Consider the following 16,109-nt stretch of genomic DNA (forward strand, 5'->3'; position numbering starts at 1 on the left):
TGGTGTTTGCGATGGTGGTTGGTCGTTGCTAGCGATCGGGGGACCCGGGCGGATGAGCGGCGCGTCGTCGACAATGACGACGGTCCGCCGTGCTCGGCTACATCTGTGCCCCTGTGCAACATCGAAGGGACACAGGGGCACAGAGGCGAGCGGCCGGCGCAATCGCCAGGCTAAACCTGATGGGATGTGCTTCGAGACCTATCGCGCCTCGAAGCCGTGGTCGAGGAGCCAGGCCAGGGTCTGCTCCTTGTGCTTGAACACTGCCGTGTTGTCGAGGATGCGCTCGCAGATGCTGCCCAGCTCGTCGCGGATGGCGGCGTCGATTGCGGCGCGGTCGGTGGAGCCGGCCAGGGCCTCCTTCGTCTCGTCGAACAGAAGGCGGAACTGTTCGAGGTCGGCCGGGAGGTCGGCGCCGGATTCGATCGCGTCCGCGATCAGCGCCAGCTCCGAGTCGAGGCGGCCGGGCAGGATGAACAGGCCCTGGGCCTCGATGAGGCCGATGGATTCCTGCTTGACCGCATGGAATTCGGGGTGGGCGTGGAACACACCCGCCGGGAACTCCTCGCTCGTGACGTTCGACCGCAAGATGAGGGACATTTCGTATCCGCGTTCGGTGCGAATCACCGTGGGGGAGGTGGCGGAATGAATGCCCTCATCATCGCGGGCGATTATTCCTAGCTCCGGGTTGGAGTAGGACACCCATGCGTCGTGGATCTTCTCGCAGACGGCCACCACGGTCTCCGCGTCCGGGCTGACCACGCGAACGGCGGTGTTGTGCCAGTCGAGGATCTCCACCCCGGCATCCGGATGGTCCGGGTCTTGGACTTCCTTCCACGTCTTCGCGGTGTGCATCGGCAGGAGCTCCCCGCCGCCCTGGTAGTGGTCGTGGCCGAGCACCGAGCCGCCGATCCGGGGCAGTGCCGCGTTGCAGCCGATGAACAGCGAGGGGTACTGGTCGACGAAGGAGATGAGCTGACGGAAGGCGTCGGCGTCCACGTGCATCGGGGTGTGAAGGGTGTTGACCGCGATGCCGTGCTCGTCGAGGTAGCCGTAGGGGGAGAACTGCCAGAACCAGTCCTCCGCGCCCATCTTCAGCGGCACCGTGCGGAGCGTGAACTTGGCCCGGCCCGCGAAGCCCTCGTTTTCGTGGCAGATCGAGCAGCGCGGGTAGCCGCCGGCCACCGCGTTTCCCGCCGCCGCCTTCTTCGGGTCCTTGAACTCGGGCTTGGCCTTGTTGATCGTGACGATCAGGCCGCGGGTCTCGAAGCGCGGGTTGCGGTCAAGCACCGCCCGGCGCACGTAGTTCGACCGGATCGAGTACTCGTAGAGCCAGGCCATCGCGGCGTCCCCGCCCTCGGCGTCGCGCACCTGCGCGAACCGTTCCTGCAGCTGGGAGGGGATGAGCGTCAGGTAGCCCATCGCCTGGTCACAGACGGCGTCGGCCTGGTAGTCCTCGATGAGGCCCTCGGCGAGTAGCGCAGCCGTGAAGTCGGCGAGGAGGTCGTCGGGGCGGGTGTAGTCGGCGCCCGTGGCGCCCGTCGGTTCGTAGGAGTTGAGGGCGAACATGGCGAAGATCTGGTTGCGTGCCCAGTCTTCGTTGGCCGCGTCGAGTTCGAGGCGAGCCTTCGCGTAGTCGACGAGGGCGTCGATCGTTTCGTAGAGGCGACGTAAGCTCATCATTCTTCCTTTTCCGTGCTTTGTGGTGCTTCACTTCTGAGCGCGTGCGTGCTTTCCAGCGCGCGACGCACGATCGCGTTCATCTGTTCCATCTTGGTTTCGATGTCCGCCACGAGGGCCAACTGGGTGCGGGCCCGCACCAGGTTGTGCGTGGGACTCGCGGTGGCGAAATAGACGTCACCCTCGAGGTAGTCCGTCAGGAAACGCATGCCGCACTCGAGGGTGAGGAGCTTGACGGAGAAGGCGAGCAGCTGAGCCTCCCTGTCCGTGATGGCATCCCCCATCGTGGTCAGGAATCCCTGGCAGTAGGCCTCGAAGAGCTCAAGGTTGATCCCCATGTTCGCCGGGTTCGGGTCGTCCTCGTCGGTGGTGGCGGCGCCGGTGCGCAGCGCGTCCCCGAAGTCGTAGAGCATCGAGCCGGGCATGACCGTGTCGAGGTCGATGATGGCCCGCGCCTCGTGCGTGCTCGCATCGAACAAGATGTTGTTGATCTTCGTGTCGTTGTGAGTCACGCGGTAGGGGATCTGACCGGAATCCAGCAGATCCGTCACCACCGGGCAGTCCGACGCGCGGCTCAGGTACTCCGCGATCTCGGCACGGACGCCGGCGGCTCTGCCGACGGCGTCCGCCTCAATCGCCGCCTGGAGGTTCGCTAGCCGCCGGGGCGTGTCGTGGAAGTGCGGGATGGTCTCCGCCAGCTGCGTGGCGTCGAAATCGGCAAGATCCTTCTGGAACTGGCCGAACGCGGCGCCGGCTGCCCGCGTCAGCTCCGGGTCCTTGACCACCGAGTAGGAGACCGTGTTGTGGATGAACACGTAGAGCCGGTAGGCGCCGTCCGCCCCGGCGTCGTGAAACAACTCGCCCTCGACCGTGGGGATGACCGTCAGGGTCTCGCGGCCCTTGCCGGCCATGAAGCGCGTGACGAGGTCGATGTTGCGCATGAGGCTGGCCGGGTCAGAAAAGATCTCCGTGTTCAGCCGCTGCAGGATGAACATGCCGCGGTCAGTCTCGATCCGGTACGTGTGGTTGATGTGCCCATCGCCCCACGGCTCAGCGTGCGACATCTCGCCGATGTCGAAGTGAGCCAGGACCCGATCCAGCACATCCGAGTTGAATTCCTTGGCCATCAGTCCTCGTAGTCCTTCCACAGGATGCCGGAACCCTCCAGCTCCACATCCACGCTTAGCCCGTTCGGCAGCGAGACCGTGGTCGCCTGCGGATCGCCCGTGTTGTTGACGACGGCGTAGCAGGAGGTGGCCGGGAAGTAGGCCACCTCGCAGTCGGGGTTGGAGCTCGACCAGGTGGCGTAGTGATCCTCCGCGCCCGCCACCCAGAACAGGATGCGCTCGAGCAGGCGGGCGTTCGTGGCCGAATAGGGCAGGCCGGACAGGTAGACGCCGCGGCCGGCACCGTAGTCGTTAGCGGCGAGCTGGACCTCCCCGTTGTGCGCGCGCAACACCGCCGTCTCCTGCGAGATGGGGAAGGTGTTGGTGATCGTCTCGCCGAAGTCGAGCGGCGAGGTGAACTCGGAGGTGATGAAGTGATCCTCGGTCGGCTCCGGCCAGTACTTGTCCACGTTGAGCGAGCGGTAGATCTCCTGATCCACGCCGAGCACGTCGGCGAGCTGGAAGAAGCGACCCTGGCGGGAAAGCGCGGTTGGCTGGCCGACGCCCACGAAGCCCTTGCCGCTGCGCACCCACGCGCGGATCGCGGAGACGAGGGCGGGGTTGGCCCAGGCGTCGTCACCCGAATAGGAGGTGGCGGCGGGGCCGGCGTTGATGATGACGTCGACGTCGTCGGGCACGCCGCCCTCCAGCACGTCCGCGAACGAGATGAACCGGACGTTCACGCGCATACCCGAGATTGCCTCGAGGATGCCGTAGTAGTTGCGGTTGTACTTGTTCGGCAACGCGTGCGCGACGGTAAAGCCCTGCCAGGAGCGCTGCTCGCCCCACGCGTCAAGGAACGCGACGGTCAGTTGAGGCTGCGCGCCCACGCCGCCCGAGCGGTCGTAGATGTCGCGGAACTCGTCGGCGATGTGGGCCACGGCCTCCACGAACGTGGGGAACTTGTTCGCCAGCGACAGGTAGCCGCCGTAACCCATGCGCTCCAGCGGGGAGCGCAGGATCGCGCGGCGGGCCTTGCGCCAGTTGTCCCACGCCTCAATCGAGGGGTCTGCCCCCTCGTAGAAGCTATCCGGGAAGAAGTAGGGAAGGAAGCGGCCTTCGTGGTACCGCACGCCCTTGATGTCCGCGATCATGCGGGTGGTGGTGCCGTCGCCCACCGAACCCACGATCGCGTCCATGCCCAGGCCCGGGTATTCCTTCGAATACGGCTCGGTGCCGATCCACTGGTCGCCGAGGAACATCATGGCTTCCTTGCCAGCCGCGTGGGTCAGATCGACCATGTGCTTAATCATGTGCTGGACCGAGTGGAAGGTGAAGTCCAGCCAGTCGCGCTGCGGCTTGCCGGGGTTGACGAACGACGAGCCGTAGCTGCCGGCGTCGACGAAATCCTCCGGGCGCATCCGGTAGCCGTACTGTTTCTCGAAGTCAGCCAGCGCCTGCGCCGAAACGGTGACCTGGAATCCCGTCCAGTCCACGATCTTCTCGCGCCGAAGGTTGTTGAAGATCAACGTGAACTGGTAGAAGAACGTGGTGAAGCGGACGACGTCGACGTGCGGGTTGTCCGCCAACCACTTCTCTAGGGTCTCGTACATGAAGTCACGAACCTCCGGGTGGCGCGGATCGAAGGCGATCTCGTGCTCCTTGTCCCCCCAATCGTTCGTGATGTGGTTGTACATCTGGACCGGATCCCAGATGACGTAGGCGAGGAACGTCACGGTGTACTCGTGCATCGGGGTGGCCCCGGTGATCGTGACGCAATCCGTGGCGGCGTCGTAGCTCCACGACGCCGCGGGCAGGGTCTCGCCGGATGTGCGGTCAATGACCTCCCAGTACTGGGCCGGGTCGTCGTCGTGGTTGACCTGGAGCTGCTCGTCAAAGTAGGTGGCCAGCAGCGGGATGGTGACGGATTCGCCCTCGGCGAGGGTGCGCTCCGAGAGCAGGTAGACCTGCGGGACGTACCTCATCCTGCCGACCATAAACTCGTTATGGCCACGGGTGGGGAAGTAAGCCGAGTAGACGCGCTTGCCCAAGTCCAGGACGTCATGGTCGAGCTGCGTGCCGTCTGAGTTGCGGACGGCGTCAGCGCCCCAAAGTTCGGCGAGTTTCTTAGATTCTTCGAAGAAGTTTTCTTCGGTCGGCATGGTGAAGCGGCCGCGTGACATGGTTTCTCCGTGAGGTAGTAGTAGGTGGGTGGTGATCAGCCCTTGACCGCGCCGGCCGAGAGGCCGGACTGCCAGTAGCGCTGCAATGCAAGGAACAGGATGATCAGCGGGACGACGCCGAGCAGGGAGGCCATCATCATCGGACCATACTGCGGGTTGAAGTACGAGGCCATGCCGTACAGGCCGAGGGTGATGGGCTTGAGCTCCTGGGAAGAGATCATCAACTGCGGCAGGATGAAGTTATTCCAGGTGGCCACGAAGATGAACAGGAAGATCGTCACCATCGCCGGGGCCAGGATGCGCAGCACCATCGTGAAGAAGATGCGCGCCTCGCCGGCGCCGTCGATGCGGGCCGCCTCGATCAGTTCGGTGGGCACCGATGACTGGACGTAGACCCTGCCGAGGAACACGCCGAAGGGCGAAACCGCGCAGGGGATGATGATCGACAGCATCGTGTTGTCCCAGCCAAGGTTCAAGAACATGATGTAGATCGGCACCGAGAGCAGGGACACCGGCATGAGCAGGCCAGCCATGATCGTGCCGAGCGCGGCGTTCTTGAACGGGAACTTGAACTTCGCGAGCGCGTAGCCGGCCATCACCGAGGTGATCGTGCCGATGAGCGCCGCAACCGTGGAGTAGATGAAGGAGTTGCCGATCCACCGCCACAGCAGGCCCTGGGTCCAGCCCATGAGCGAGTCATAGTTGGCGGAGATGGCGGCGGGCAGTGACGGGCTCGCCGTCGTGTCGTTGTGGGAGGCGAACCACAGGCCGAACGTGGTGGTCAGCTCGGAGTTCGTCTTCGTGGAGGCGACGATCATCCAGTAAATCGGGAAGATGAAGTACAGGAGGAAGATGATCATGAACAGGGCGGCGATCACCTTCGAGGTGATCTTCGGTGCGAAGGTGCGGGTGGGGACGCCCTCGATTGAAGGGGTGTAGGTTCGCCCGTCGGGGAGCGTGGCTGTCTTAGTCATTTCCATTCACCTTCCGATCCGTCAGGAAGTAGATCACGGCGAGGACACCGGCGATGATCGCCATCATGATTGCGATGGCGGACGCGGGGCCGTCACCCGAGGGCGTGATATACCCCTTGGCCGTGTTCAGCGCCATCATCAACGGCGTGTAAGCCTGGCCCATCCAGGTGTTCTTCGTGGCAAGGACGGCGGGCTCGTTGTAGAGCTGAATCGTGCCGACGATCGACAACAGGATGGCCAGCAACGCTGCTCCGCGCACCATGGGGATCTTGATGTAGCGCACGATCTGCCAAGATGATGCGCCGTCGACACGGGCTGCTTCGTACAGGTCGCGCGGGATGGCCTGCAGGGCTGCGAGGAAGATGAGCATGTTGTAGCCAGCGAACGTCCACGTGGTCATGTTCGCCATGGAGGCGAGGATGACGTTGCTGGAGAAGAAGTCGATCGGGAATTCCACGCCCATCGCGTCAAACAGTGAGTTCAGTGGCGAGACTGTCGGGGTGTAGATGTACATCCAGATGATGGCGGCCACGACGCCGGGAACGGCGTAGGGCAGGAAGTAGGACAACCGGTAGATGGTGACGTGGCGGAGGATAAACGAGTCGATGAGGAGGGCCAGGACCAGGGCCAGGCCGATCATGACCGGCACCTGGAAGAGGGTGTAGAGGATGACTCGTCCGATGCCGGCCCAGAACACGTCGGAGCCGACGACGTAGGCGAAGTTGTCAAACCCGACGAAGACCTGCTGCGAGTCGCCGCCGCCGAAGGCGCCGCCTCCGACCACGCGGGTCTGGAAGAAGGCCTTGTAGATGGAGACGATGATTGGGATAACGAAAATAAACGTGAAGAGTACAGCAAACGGGGCCATGAAGAGCCAGCCGGTGCGGGCTTCGTGTGCCTCGCGCTTTGTGCGCCGATGCTTATGTGTTGTGGCTGGAGGTTCCTTAACGGTTGTAGACATTTTTATTTTTCCGTCCGTTTTTGCATCCTGTTCTTGGTGTGGGGGCACCTTTCGGCACCCCCACACCAAGAACAAGTGTTCTTACTTCACCGTCAGGCCGGCGTTTTCGATGGCCTTCTTGGCGGTGTCGCCAGCCTGGTTGAGCACGTCAGCCACTGAGCTGGAGCCGCTGCCTGCGGCGGCGGCGTTCTCACCGAGGTTGCTCCAAACGGCCGACCAACCCGGGATGTAGAGGAAGGGCTTCATCGCGTCGTTCGCGGTGGCGAACTGGGCGAGGACGTCCTCATCCCCGTAGAAGGAGGCGTACTTGGGGTTGGCGGGCTTGTCGGTCGCGGCGACCACGAGACCCTGGGAGGCGAGGTCGTCAACCTGGGTGTTGAACCAGGCGTTGAACTCCATGGCCTGCTCGGGGTACTGGCAGGTCTTGGACACGACGACGCCGGAGCCGCCGTCGGGGCCGGTGCCGCCACCGTTGCCGAAGTCGGGCAGCTGGGCGATGGCCCACTTGCCGACGTTGTCGGAGCCGGCCATGTCGTCAGCGAGGAGCGGGGCCTCCCACGCGGCGCCGATGGTGCCGATGACGGTGCCGTCGTTGAGCTTGGACTTCCAGTCAGCGCCCCAGCGCTCGATCACGGGCGCAGCCTTAGCGTCGAGCAGCTGCTGCCAGAAGTCGGCGACGGCCGAGGTGCCCTTGCCCTTGAGGTCGATCTTCCAAGAATCGCCGTCGATGGCGAACCACTGGTCGCCAGCGGCCGCGGACAGTGCCGGGAGGATCGAGCCGGCCTCGTCAGTCTGGAAGGTGGCAATGTACTTGCCCTTCTCGGCTGCCTTCTTGGCGGTGTCGATGAACTCCTGCGAGGTGGTCGGAACCTTGAGGCCGAGCTCCTCGAACGCGGCCTTGTTGTAGTAGTAGACGAGCGGGCCGGTGTCCTGCGGCAGGCCGAAGTACTTGCCGTCGAGCTGCATGGAGCCGAACGGGCCATCGCCGAACTTGTCGGCGTACTTCGTGGCGTATTGCGTGACGTCCTGGACGAGGCCGCCGACGTAGAGCTCAGCCAGATCGGCGTATCCAGCCTGGAAGAGGCAGGCCGCGTTGTTGGCCGAGACGTCCGTCTGGACCTTCTTGATCAGGTCAGCCGGGGCACCGTCGAACTTCGTGGAGGTGACCTGGATGTCGGGGTGCTCCTTGTTCCAGCGTGCGACGATGTCAGCGACGGGGACCATGCCTTCGCCGTCGGGCAGACGGTGCAGGTACTCGATGGTGACGGGTGCGCCGGAGGCGGAGGTTTCCGATCCGCCGCTGGTAGGCGTGGTGGTGGACTCCGAGCCGCCTGCACCGTTTGAGCAGGCGGAGAGGATCAGAGCGCCCGAAGCAAAGAGGGCTCCGACCTTAGCGATTGACGAAAGTTTTGTCATGTTTCCTCCCCCTTGAGGATTGTTGTGTCGTGATGACGGGATTCGGGGTTCCGAATCAGTATTGGCACATCGCCTTCGGTGCGCCTCAACTGACCTCGAGTTTAACACACTTCGTCCACGCAGTGTGCAATTTGCAAAAGAATAACGAAATAGTTTCGCCAAGTTGGAAAAAGGCCCGTGGGGGGATACACTGATTCTAGAGCGGATACCACGGCTCAAGGAGGAGTTTAGGTGGCGAAGAATCCTGCGGTAAGCACTGACTTGCTAGACACCGCATACGGAATGATCAAGTCTGGCGTCGCCCGGCGTCGATCGGATTTGGTGCACTCGATGGGGATTTCGTCGTCGACGGCGTCGAACGTCGCCCGCAGCCTCATCGAACAGGAGCTGATTAAGGAAATAGAATCGAACAGGTCCACCGGCGGGCGTCCGGCGAAGATCCTCATCTCAATCGACACCGCAGAGGTGGTGGCCGTGGCTGAGGTCGGCGCCCACCACCTGCGCTTCGGCATCATGGACTCCATCCACCCGATGCGAGAACCGCAAGAGATCGTCTTCGATTCCCCCTCGGCGCCCGAAAAGGTGATGGCCACCCTGGTCGAACGTTGGAATCAGCTACGCGAGGAGCACTTCGCGGAGCGCAAGATCGGCGCGATCGGTCTGTCCGTGGCCAGCCCGGTGGAGGCGATCACGCGCAAGCTCGTCCTGCCCGCCCGCATGCCCGGCTGGCACGGGGCGGACCTGTGCGGGATCCTCAACGAGATGACGGGCCTGCCCGTATGGGTGGAAAACGACACGCGCGCATGCGCGGTGGGGGAGCTACCCTACGTGTCCGCCGATTCATACATCTACGTTAAGGCGGGCACCGGCATCGGCGGGGCGGTGGTCATCAACGGGGAGCTCTACCAGGGCGCGGGCGGCTTCGCGGGGGACATCAGCCACGCGCGGGTCGATCCCAACCTCAACAACCTGTGCGCCTGCGGGCGCAGCGGGTGCCTGGAGGCGGTGGCCTCGGGTGCCGTGATCCGCGAGCGGGCGCTGAGTGCGGGCCTCGACCTCGGCGACCGCCCGATCGTCGACGCCGTCCTCAACGACATGCCAGAAATCAACCCGTACGTGCGCCAGTCGGGGGAGCTGATTGGTCGGGCTTTGGGGCCGATCGTCAACTTCATCAACCCCGGCGCGATCTACGTGGGAGGTTCGCTCGCTCAGCTGGGCGTGTTCATGAGCTCCCTGCGCGCCTCGGTGTTTGACACTGCCAGCTCCACCGCCAGCCAGGATCTCATCATTGACATCGCGCCCAACGGCGCGAACGCCCCGCTCATGGGCGTGGCGCGGGAGGCGTTCAAGCTTGTCGGATCCAACACTACCCATCTGAAGTATCGACCTAGGAGGCATGAATGATGCGCGTGGGAATCGACGTCGGCGGCACGAAGATAGCCGTCGGCCTCGTTGACGGTGGAAACATCCTGGCCAAGGAAAGGTTCGCCTCGTATCCGGGGGCGTCGCAGTCAACGATCGCCGACATGGCCCGCGAGGTTGAGGCCCTCGTCAGCGCGCACGGCCTCGGCCTTGACCAGATCGAGGGCGTGGGCGTGGGCTTCGCCGGCACGGTGGACTCGGGCGCCGGCGTCGTGCGCACCTCGGCCAACCTGCGTTGGACGGACGTGGACGTCCGCACGCCGCTGTCCTCAGCGCTCGGGCTTCCCGTCCGCCTCGTCAACGACGCCGACGCCGCGGCCTGGGCCGAATACCGCTTTGGCGCGGCGCGAGGGTATGACTCGGTGGTGGCCATTACGGTGGGCACCGGGATCGGGGGCGCGCTGATCTTCGGCGATCGGGTGCTCGAGGGCAGGCATGGCCTGGCTGGCGAGCTTGGGCACTTCACCTACGAGCCGGGCGGGCTGCCGTGCGGGTGCGGGCGCGTGGGTTGTTGGGAGCAGTACTGCTCGGGTAGCCGGATGAACGCGCTCGCGGCTGAGCGTCTGCCGGCCACAAACGGGCTGGCCACGGCCCGCGACGTCGATCCGCTGGCGCACGCGGGGGACCCGGTGGCGCTGGGGATCTTTGAGGAGATCGGCACGGCGCTGGGCGCGGGCATGGCCTCGCTTGGCATGATCTTCGACCCGGACCTCTTCCTTATTGGTGGTGGGGTGTCCGAATCTGGAGAGCTGCTGCTGGAGCCGACGCGCCGGGAGTACACCCGTCAGATGGGCTTGGGCGGCTTCCCGTGTGCGAAGATCGTCGCGGCCTCCCTGGGCAACGATGCGGGGATTATCGGCGCGGCCGACCTCGGCGCGGCCGCGGGGTGATCGCGGGGCTCCGGCCGCGGCCGGGGCCCCGCAGGCGGAGACCCGCGGGCGGAGTCCCACGGGCGACACAACTCAGGAATCTGAGGCCGACCAGGCCCGTATTTCGATCGGCAGTCGGTATATTCAAGAGAAGTGTCGGCTGGTGGGTCAAATTCTCAAGTGAAGTGTCGAGGCCGGCCTGTGCCAGCAGGATGAACGCCTGTGCCGGCTGGGTGCCCGGCGGTGCCCCTACCGCGCCCCGACATAACTCAGGAATCTGAGGCCCACCAGGCCCGTATAGCGATCGGCAGTCGGTATATTCAAGAGAAGTGTCGGGGCAGGCCTGTGCCAGCAGGATGAACGCCTGTGCCGGCTGGGTGCCCGGCGGTGCCCCCTACCGCGGCCCGACATAACTCAGGAATCTGAGGCCGACCAGGCCCATATAGCGATCGGCAGTCGGTATATTCAAGAGAAGTGTCGGCAGGTGGGTCAAATCCTCAAGTGAAGTGTCGGGGCAGGCCCGGCCGGCTGGGTGTTCGGCGGTGCCCCCTACCGCGCTCCGACATAACTCAGGAATCTGAGGCCGACCGGGCCTGTATAGCGATCGGCAGTCGGTATATTCAAGAGAAGTGTCGGCAGGTGGGCTGACCGCCGGGTGGCCGCGGTGAGGCGATCCGGCGGGGAGACTTAAGCCCGGGGCCCACGCACGCCCTGCAGCCGGCCCCGACCCGCGCCCGACCCGCGCCCGACCCGGCAACACCCGGCCCCGACCCGCGCCCTGCTCAGCCCTCACCCGGCCGCGGCCCGACATAACTCAGGAATCTGAGGCCGACCGGGCCCGTATTTCGATCGGCAGTCGGTATATTCAAGAGAAGTGTCGGCTGGTGGGTCAAATTCTCAAGTGAAGTGTCGGGGCAGGCCTGGCCGGCTGGGTGCCCGGCGGTGCCCCCGGTCGCGGCCCGACATAACTCAGGAATCTGAGGCCGACCAGGCCCGTATAGCGATCGGCAGTCGGTATATTCAAGAGAAGTGTCGGCAGGTGGGTCAAATCCTCAAGTGAAGTGTCGGGGCGGGCCCGTGCCGGCTGGGTGCCCGGTGGTGCCCCCGCCTCCGCCCCGACACAACTCAGGAATCTGAGGCCGACCAGGCCCGTATAGCGATCGGCAGTCGGTATATTCAAGAGAAGTGTCGGCAGGTGGGCTAAATCCTCAAGTGAAGTGTCGGGGTAGGCCTGTGCCGGCTGGGTGTTCGGCGGTGCCCCCTACCGCGGCCCGACATAACTCAGGAATCTGAGGCCGACCAGGCCCGTATAGCGATCGGCAGTCGGTATATTCAAGAGAAGTGTCGGCAGGTGGGCTGATCGCCGGGTGGCCGCGGTGAGGCGACCCGGCGGGGAGACTTAAGCCCGGGGCCCACGCACGCCCTGCAGCCGGCCCCGACCCGCGCCCGACCCGCGCCCGACCCGGCAACACCCGGCCCCGACCCGCGCCCGGCTCAGCCCTCACCCGGCAGCCGACGCGACCCGTGCCTGCACGCCGTCCACCAGCGGGAAGTGGCAGGCCACAAACTGGTCGCCGCCAAGCTGGTCGCCGCCCTGCCCGGTGCGAAGCTTCCGAAGTGCCGGCTCCTGCGCCGCGCAGATGTCCTGGGCGAAGGGGCAGCGGGTGCGGAAGCGGCAACCGCTGGGCGGATCCATCGCGGAGGGGGTCTCGCCGTCGATCTTGAGGCGGGTGACCTCCTCGGTGAAGGCGTCCTCGATGCGGGGGACGGCGTCCACCAGCCCCTTCGTGTATGGGTGGAGTGGGCGGCGGGCGACGCTGTCGGCGTCGCCGTACTCGACGATCTTGCCCAGATACATGACGGCGATGCGGTCGGACATGTACTGGACCACCGACAGGTCGTGGCTGATGAACACGTAGGCCAGCGAGTAGCGCTGTTGCAGGGCCCGCATCTCGTTAAGTACCTGAGCCTGAACGGAGACGTCGAGGGCGGAGACCGGCTCGTCGCACACGATCAGCCGCGGGTTAAGCGCGAGGGCGCGGGCGAGCCCGATGCGCTGGAGCTGGCCGCCGGAGAATTCGTGCGGGTAGCGGGAAAGGGCGTCGCGTGGAAGGCCGATCTGCTCCACGAGGGCGGCCACCCGGTCGTGGCGCTGGGCGCGGGTGCCCACCTTTTGGATGTTGAGCGGCTCGAGGATGATCTCGTCCACCCGCATGCGTGGATCCATCGCGGCGGCGGAGTCCTGGAACATCATCTGGACCTGGGCGTGGAACTTCTTCCGCTCCTTACCGCGCAGGCCGGAGATGCGCACGCCGCCCACCTCGATCTCGCCTTCGGAGACGTCGTCGAGCCCGGCGATGAGCCGGCCGAGCGTGGACTTGCCGCACCCGGATTCGCCGACCAGCCCGAAGACCTCGCCTTCGTAGATGGTCAGGGAGACGTCGGCGACGGCCGAGACGGTGCCGATCTTGCGCCGCACGAGCGAGCCGCCGTAGGCGGGGAAGTTGCGCGAGACGTGGCTGACCTGAAGGATGGGCTTGCTCTCATCGAGGGCGTCGTTGTGTGCCACGGACCGTAGCTCGTTGGTGAGCGGCTCGCCGCCGGGGAAGTGGCAGGCCACCTTGTGGCTCCCCTCCCCGAGCGTCGGTGTCACGGTGTGGCAGACGTCCTGGGCGAAGGCGCAACGCGGTGCGAACGGGCACCCGGTGACCTCCTCGGTGATCTCCGGCGGGGAGCCGGGGATCGAGTACAGCTCGGCGTCGGCGCTGTGGGCGCGCTCGGGTAGCGCGGCGAGCAGGGCGCGCGTGTACTGGTGGCGCGGGCTGGTGAATAGCTCGCGCGAGGGGGCCTGCTCCATCACGCGCCCCGAGTACATGACGGCCACGGAGTCCGCTCGCCCGGCTACCACTGCGAGGTCGTGGGTGACGAGGATGACGGAGGAGCCGAACTCGTCCTTGACGTCGTCGATGAGGTCGAGGATCTGCATCTGGGTGGTGACGTCGAGGGCGGTGGTCGGTTCGTCGGCGATGAGGAGCTTGGGCCGGCAAATGAGGGCCATGGCGATCATCGCGCGCTGGCGCATGCCGCCGGAGAGCTGGTGGGGGTAGTCGCCGACGATCTTGTCGGGGCGGGGCATCCCCACGCGCCGCATGATGTCGATGGCTGCCTCGTCGGCCTCCTTCTTCGACGCCGAGCGGTGGACGCGCAGCGGTTCGCCGATCTGGTCGCCGATGGTCATCGTGGGGTTGAGGGAGGTCATGGGATCTTGGAAGATCATGCCCACTTCGGTGCCACGCAGGCGGCGCAACTCGGCGTCGTCCATCCCCACAAGCGCCTTGCCGTCCAGGGTGATCTGCCCGGAGGAGACGTACCCGTTGGAGGGCAGGAGGCCCATGAGGGCGAGCGCCGTCATGGTTTTGCCGGAGCCGGATTCGCCGACGATGCCGAGGGTCTGCCCGCGTCCGACGGTCAGGTTGACGCCGGACAGCGGCTGGACCTCGTCCTTTCGGCGGGGGATGCGAACCGAGAGGTCCTCGATTGACAGCAGGGTATCCATGTCTACCTCTTCCGCAAGCGCACTTCGAAGGCGTCACGCAGGCCGTCGCCGACGAAGTTGAAGGCAAGTACCAGGACGATGATCGCGATACCTGGGGGCAGGATGAGCCACCAGTTGCCCGAGTAGACCTCGGACAGGCCGGAGGAGAGCATGCCGCCCCAGTTGGCCGCGGGCGGCGGAACACCCAGTCCGAGGAAGGATAGGTAGGCGACGTACAGGACGGCGTCGGCGACCTGGAAGGTGGCGTTGACGATGACGGTGCCGATGGAGTTGCGCACGATGTGGGTGCGCACGGCCCGCCCCGATGAGCCGCCCATGCCCTTCATGGCGAGGATGAACTCGCGCGAGCGCAACGCGATGGAGTCGCCGCGGACCATGCGCGCCGGGTTGAGCCACGCGAACGCGGAGATGACGAGCACGAGTAGCGGGACAGTGGGGGTGATGATCGTGGCGATCAGCATGAACAGGAATAGCGCGGGGATCGACATGAGGGCGTCGACGAGGCGCATCATGACGGCGTCGACCCAGCCGCCGATGAAGCCTGCCGCGGCTCCCCAGAGGGTGCCGAAGGCGGTGGCGAGCAGGCCGGCGCACAGGCCCACGATGAGGGAGGTCTGTCCGCCGAGCATGAGGCGGCCGAGCTGGTCGTAGCCGACGGAGTCGGTGCCGAGTGGGTGGCCGAGCTCGCCAGGGGCGAGGTAGGCGTGGGCGAGGTCGGTGTGGACCTGATCGGTGTGGTAGATCAGGGGGCCGACGAATGAAAAGAGAATGAGGGCGACGACGAGGCACAGGCCGAGGACGGCGAGCTTGTTTTCGAAGAAGACGGCTATGCCTTGGCGTCCGATGCCGAGTTGGCGCCGGGCGTGCGTGGCGTCGCCGACGACGACGGCGGCAGCGCCGGATCCGCCTCCAGCGGAGCCGGAACTGCGGCTTGAGGCAGGGGCGCCGGCGACGGCGTCGTTGATGGGCTCACTCATTGGTCACCTCCGGAAAGTCGGACGCGGGGATCGGCCACGGCGTAGAGGATGTCGGCGATGAGGGCGCCGATCACGGTGGCGAGGGAAACGATGAGAGTGGAGGCTAGGAGGATGGGGTAGTCGCGGGTCTGGGTGGCCTGCCAGAACATGAGACCCATGCCGGGATAGTTGAAGAGCTGTTCGACCACGAGCGCGCCGGAGAAGAGGGCGGGGATGTACATGCCCAGTAGCGTGATGACGGGGAAGAGGGAGTTACGCAGAGCGTGGCGGATGGTCACGCGGGAGGGGGAAAGGCCTTTGGCCTTGGCCGTGCGGATGTAGTTCTCGTTGAGGTTGTCGACCATCGTGGAGCGCACGTAGCGCGTGAACGCGGCGAGGGCGACGACGGCGAGGGTCACCACCGGCAGGATGAGGCCCTTCCATTGGCTGAGGATCTCGGCGACGGTGAAGCCTTGCGGGGCTTGCGGGGGAAGGATCGGCCACCACTGGGAGAAGACCACGATGAAGATGATGCCGAGGAAGAACAGCGGGGTGGCGTAGGCCAGGAGCGCGACGCCGGTGATGGCGTAGTCGACCTTGGTGTTGCGGTAGACGGCCTGGATGGCGCCGAGGGGGACGGCGATGACGACGGCGAGGGTGGTGGCGAGAAGGCTCAGCAGGATGGTCTTGGGCAGGCGCTGGAGGATGACGTCGGCTACCGGTTGGTTGAGCTGGAAGGAGTAGCCGAGGTCGCCGCTCAGGAGGCGCTGGACGTAGAGGCCGAACTGTGTGAGGAAGGGCTGGTCGTAGCCCATCTGCGCGTTGTAAGCCTCGATCTGTGCCGGCGTGGCATCCAGGCCGAGCGCGGATCGGGCGGCGCCGCCGGGAAGAAGGTGAAGAAGGAGGAAGGTCAAGAAGGTCACGATGAGCATGACCGCGAATGCCTGGCCGAGCCGTTGAAGAATGTATCGCCACATAGTTGCCCCTCG

At 65.3% G+C, this 16,109-nt stretch carries 11 protein-coding genes; 2 read left to right on the top strand and 9 right to left on the bottom strand.

The genetic code is table 11. The features are described from left to right. Window positions 1–198: 198 nt before the first annotated feature. The 6 genes from J2S45_RS00870 to J2S45_RS00895 all read right to left on the bottom strand — a co-directional run bounded on the left by J2S45_RS00870 (window position 199) and on the right by J2S45_RS00895 (window position 8,317). A complete protein-coding gene (locus J2S45_RS00870; protein ID WP_307634220.1) occupies window positions 199–1,680 on the bottom strand; it encodes a galactose-1-phosphate uridylyltransferase in 1,482 nt (493 codons plus the stop codon). Continuing rightward, window positions 1,677–2,804: a phosphotransferase enzyme family protein gene (locus J2S45_RS00875; RefSeq protein ID WP_307634221.1), complete on the bottom strand. Its 1,128-nt coding sequence runs from the start codon at window positions 2,802–2,804 to the stop codon at window positions 1,677–1,679. The genes J2S45_RS00870 and J2S45_RS00875 overlap by 4 nt, the downstream gene beginning before the upstream one ends. Next, a complete protein-coding gene (gene gnpA, locus J2S45_RS00880; RefSeq protein ID WP_307634222.1) occupies window positions 2,804–4,966 on the bottom strand; it encodes a 1,3-beta-galactosyl-N-acetylhexosamine phosphorylase in 2,163 nt (720 codons plus the stop codon). The genes J2S45_RS00875 and gnpA overlap by 1 nt, the downstream gene beginning before the upstream one ends. A gap of 35 nt (window positions 4,967–5,001) precedes the next feature. After that, window positions 5,002–5,940, bottom strand: coding sequence for a carbohydrate ABC transporter permease (locus J2S45_RS00885; RefSeq protein ID WP_307634223.1), 939 nt, complete (start codon window positions 5,938–5,940; stop codon window positions 5,002–5,004). Next, window positions 5,933–6,901: a carbohydrate ABC transporter permease gene (locus J2S45_RS00890; RefSeq protein ID WP_296931586.1), complete on the bottom strand. Its 969-nt coding sequence runs from the start codon at window positions 6,899–6,901 to the stop codon at window positions 5,933–5,935. The genes J2S45_RS00885 and J2S45_RS00890 overlap by 8 nt, the downstream gene beginning before the upstream one ends. 81 nt (window positions 6,902–6,982) lie before the next feature. Next, on the bottom strand, window positions 6,983–8,317 hold the full coding sequence (locus J2S45_RS00895) for an ABC transporter substrate-binding protein (RefSeq protein ID WP_270973521.1): 1,335 nt from the start codon (window positions 8,315–8,317) through the stop codon (window positions 6,983–6,985). A gap of 231 nt (window positions 8,318–8,548) precedes the next feature. Here J2S45_RS00895 and J2S45_RS00900 point away from each other — a divergent pair, with 231 nt between their 5' ends. Beyond that, a complete protein-coding gene (locus tag J2S45_RS00900; protein WP_296931582.1) occupies window positions 8,549–9,721 on the top strand; it encodes an ROK family protein in 1,173 nt (390 codons plus the stop codon). Continuing rightward, a complete protein-coding gene (locus tag J2S45_RS00905; RefSeq protein WP_307634224.1) occupies window positions 9,718–10,629 on the top strand; it encodes an ROK family protein in 912 nt (303 codons plus the stop codon). The genes J2S45_RS00900 and J2S45_RS00905 overlap by 4 nt, the downstream gene beginning before the upstream one ends. Before the next feature lie 1,480 nt (window positions 10,630–12,109). On the opposite strand, the gene J2S45_RS00910 is transcribed toward J2S45_RS00905, so the two are convergent. Genes J2S45_RS00910 through J2S45_RS00920 form a run of 3 tightly spaced genes read right to left on the bottom strand, consistent with a single transcriptional unit; the run spans window position 12,110 to window position 16,097 of the window. Further along, the gene (locus tag J2S45_RS00910) at window positions 12,110–14,164 is read right to left on the bottom strand and encodes an ABC transporter ATP-binding protein (protein WP_307634225.1); all 2,055 of its coding nucleotides are present in this window, start codon (window positions 14,162–14,164) and stop codon (window positions 12,110–12,112) included. 2 nt (window positions 14,165–14,166) lie between these two features. Beyond that, a complete protein-coding gene (locus J2S45_RS00915) occupies window positions 14,167–15,141 on the bottom strand; it encodes an ABC transporter permease (RefSeq protein WP_307634226.1) in 975 nt (324 codons plus the stop codon). Further along, on the bottom strand, window positions 15,138–16,097 hold the full coding sequence (locus J2S45_RS00920) for an ABC transporter permease (RefSeq protein WP_307634227.1): 960 nt from the start codon (window positions 16,095–16,097) through the stop codon (window positions 15,138–15,140). Before J2S45_RS00920 ends, J2S45_RS00915 begins: the two co-directional genes overlap by 4 nt. Window positions 16,098–16,109 lie beyond the last annotated feature (12 nt).

Source organism: Trueperella abortisuis (assembly GCF_030811095.1).
GTDB classification, from domain to species: Bacteria; Actinomycetota; Actinomycetes; order Actinomycetales; family Actinomycetaceae; genus Trueperella; species Trueperella abortisuis.

Bases quoted from the DNA above. Each gene is read 5' to 3' on its own strand.
- J2S45_RS00870 (WP_307634220.1), bottom strand. From the start codon at position 1,680: ATGATGAGCTTACGTCGCCTCTACGAAACGATCGACGCCCTCGTCGAC.
- J2S45_RS00875 (WP_307634221.1), bottom strand. From the start codon at position 2,804: ATGGCCAAGGAATTCAACTCGGATGTGCTGGATCGGGTCCTGGCTCAC.
- gnpA (WP_307634222.1), bottom strand. From the start codon at position 4,966: ATGTCACGCGGCCGCTTCACCATGCCGACCGAAGAAAACTTCTTCGAA.
- J2S45_RS00885 (WP_307634223.1), bottom strand. From the start codon at position 5,940: ATGACTAAGACAGCCACGCTCCCCGACGGGCGAACCTACACCCCTTCA.
- J2S45_RS00890 (WP_296931586.1), bottom strand. From the start codon at position 6,901: ATGTCTACAACCGTTAAGGAACCTCCAGCCACAACACATAAGCATCGG.
- J2S45_RS00895 (WP_270973521.1), bottom strand. From the start codon at position 8,317: ATGACAAAACTTTCGTCAATCGCTAAGGTCGGAGCCCTCTTTGCTTCG.
- J2S45_RS00905 (WP_307634224.1), top strand. From the start codon at position 9,718: ATGATGCGCGTGGGAATCGACGTCGGCGGCACGAAGATAGCCGTCGGC.
- J2S45_RS00910 (WP_307634225.1), bottom strand. From the start codon at position 14,164: ATGGATACCCTGCTGTCAATCGAGGACCTCTCGGTTCGCATCCCCCGC.
- J2S45_RS00915 (WP_307634226.1), bottom strand. From the start codon at position 15,141: ATGAGTGAGCCCATCAACGACGCCGTCGCCGGCGCCCCTGCCTCAAGC.
- J2S45_RS00920 (WP_307634227.1), bottom strand. From the start codon at position 16,097: ATGTGGCGATACATTCTTCAACGGCTCGGCCAGGCATTCGCGGTCATG.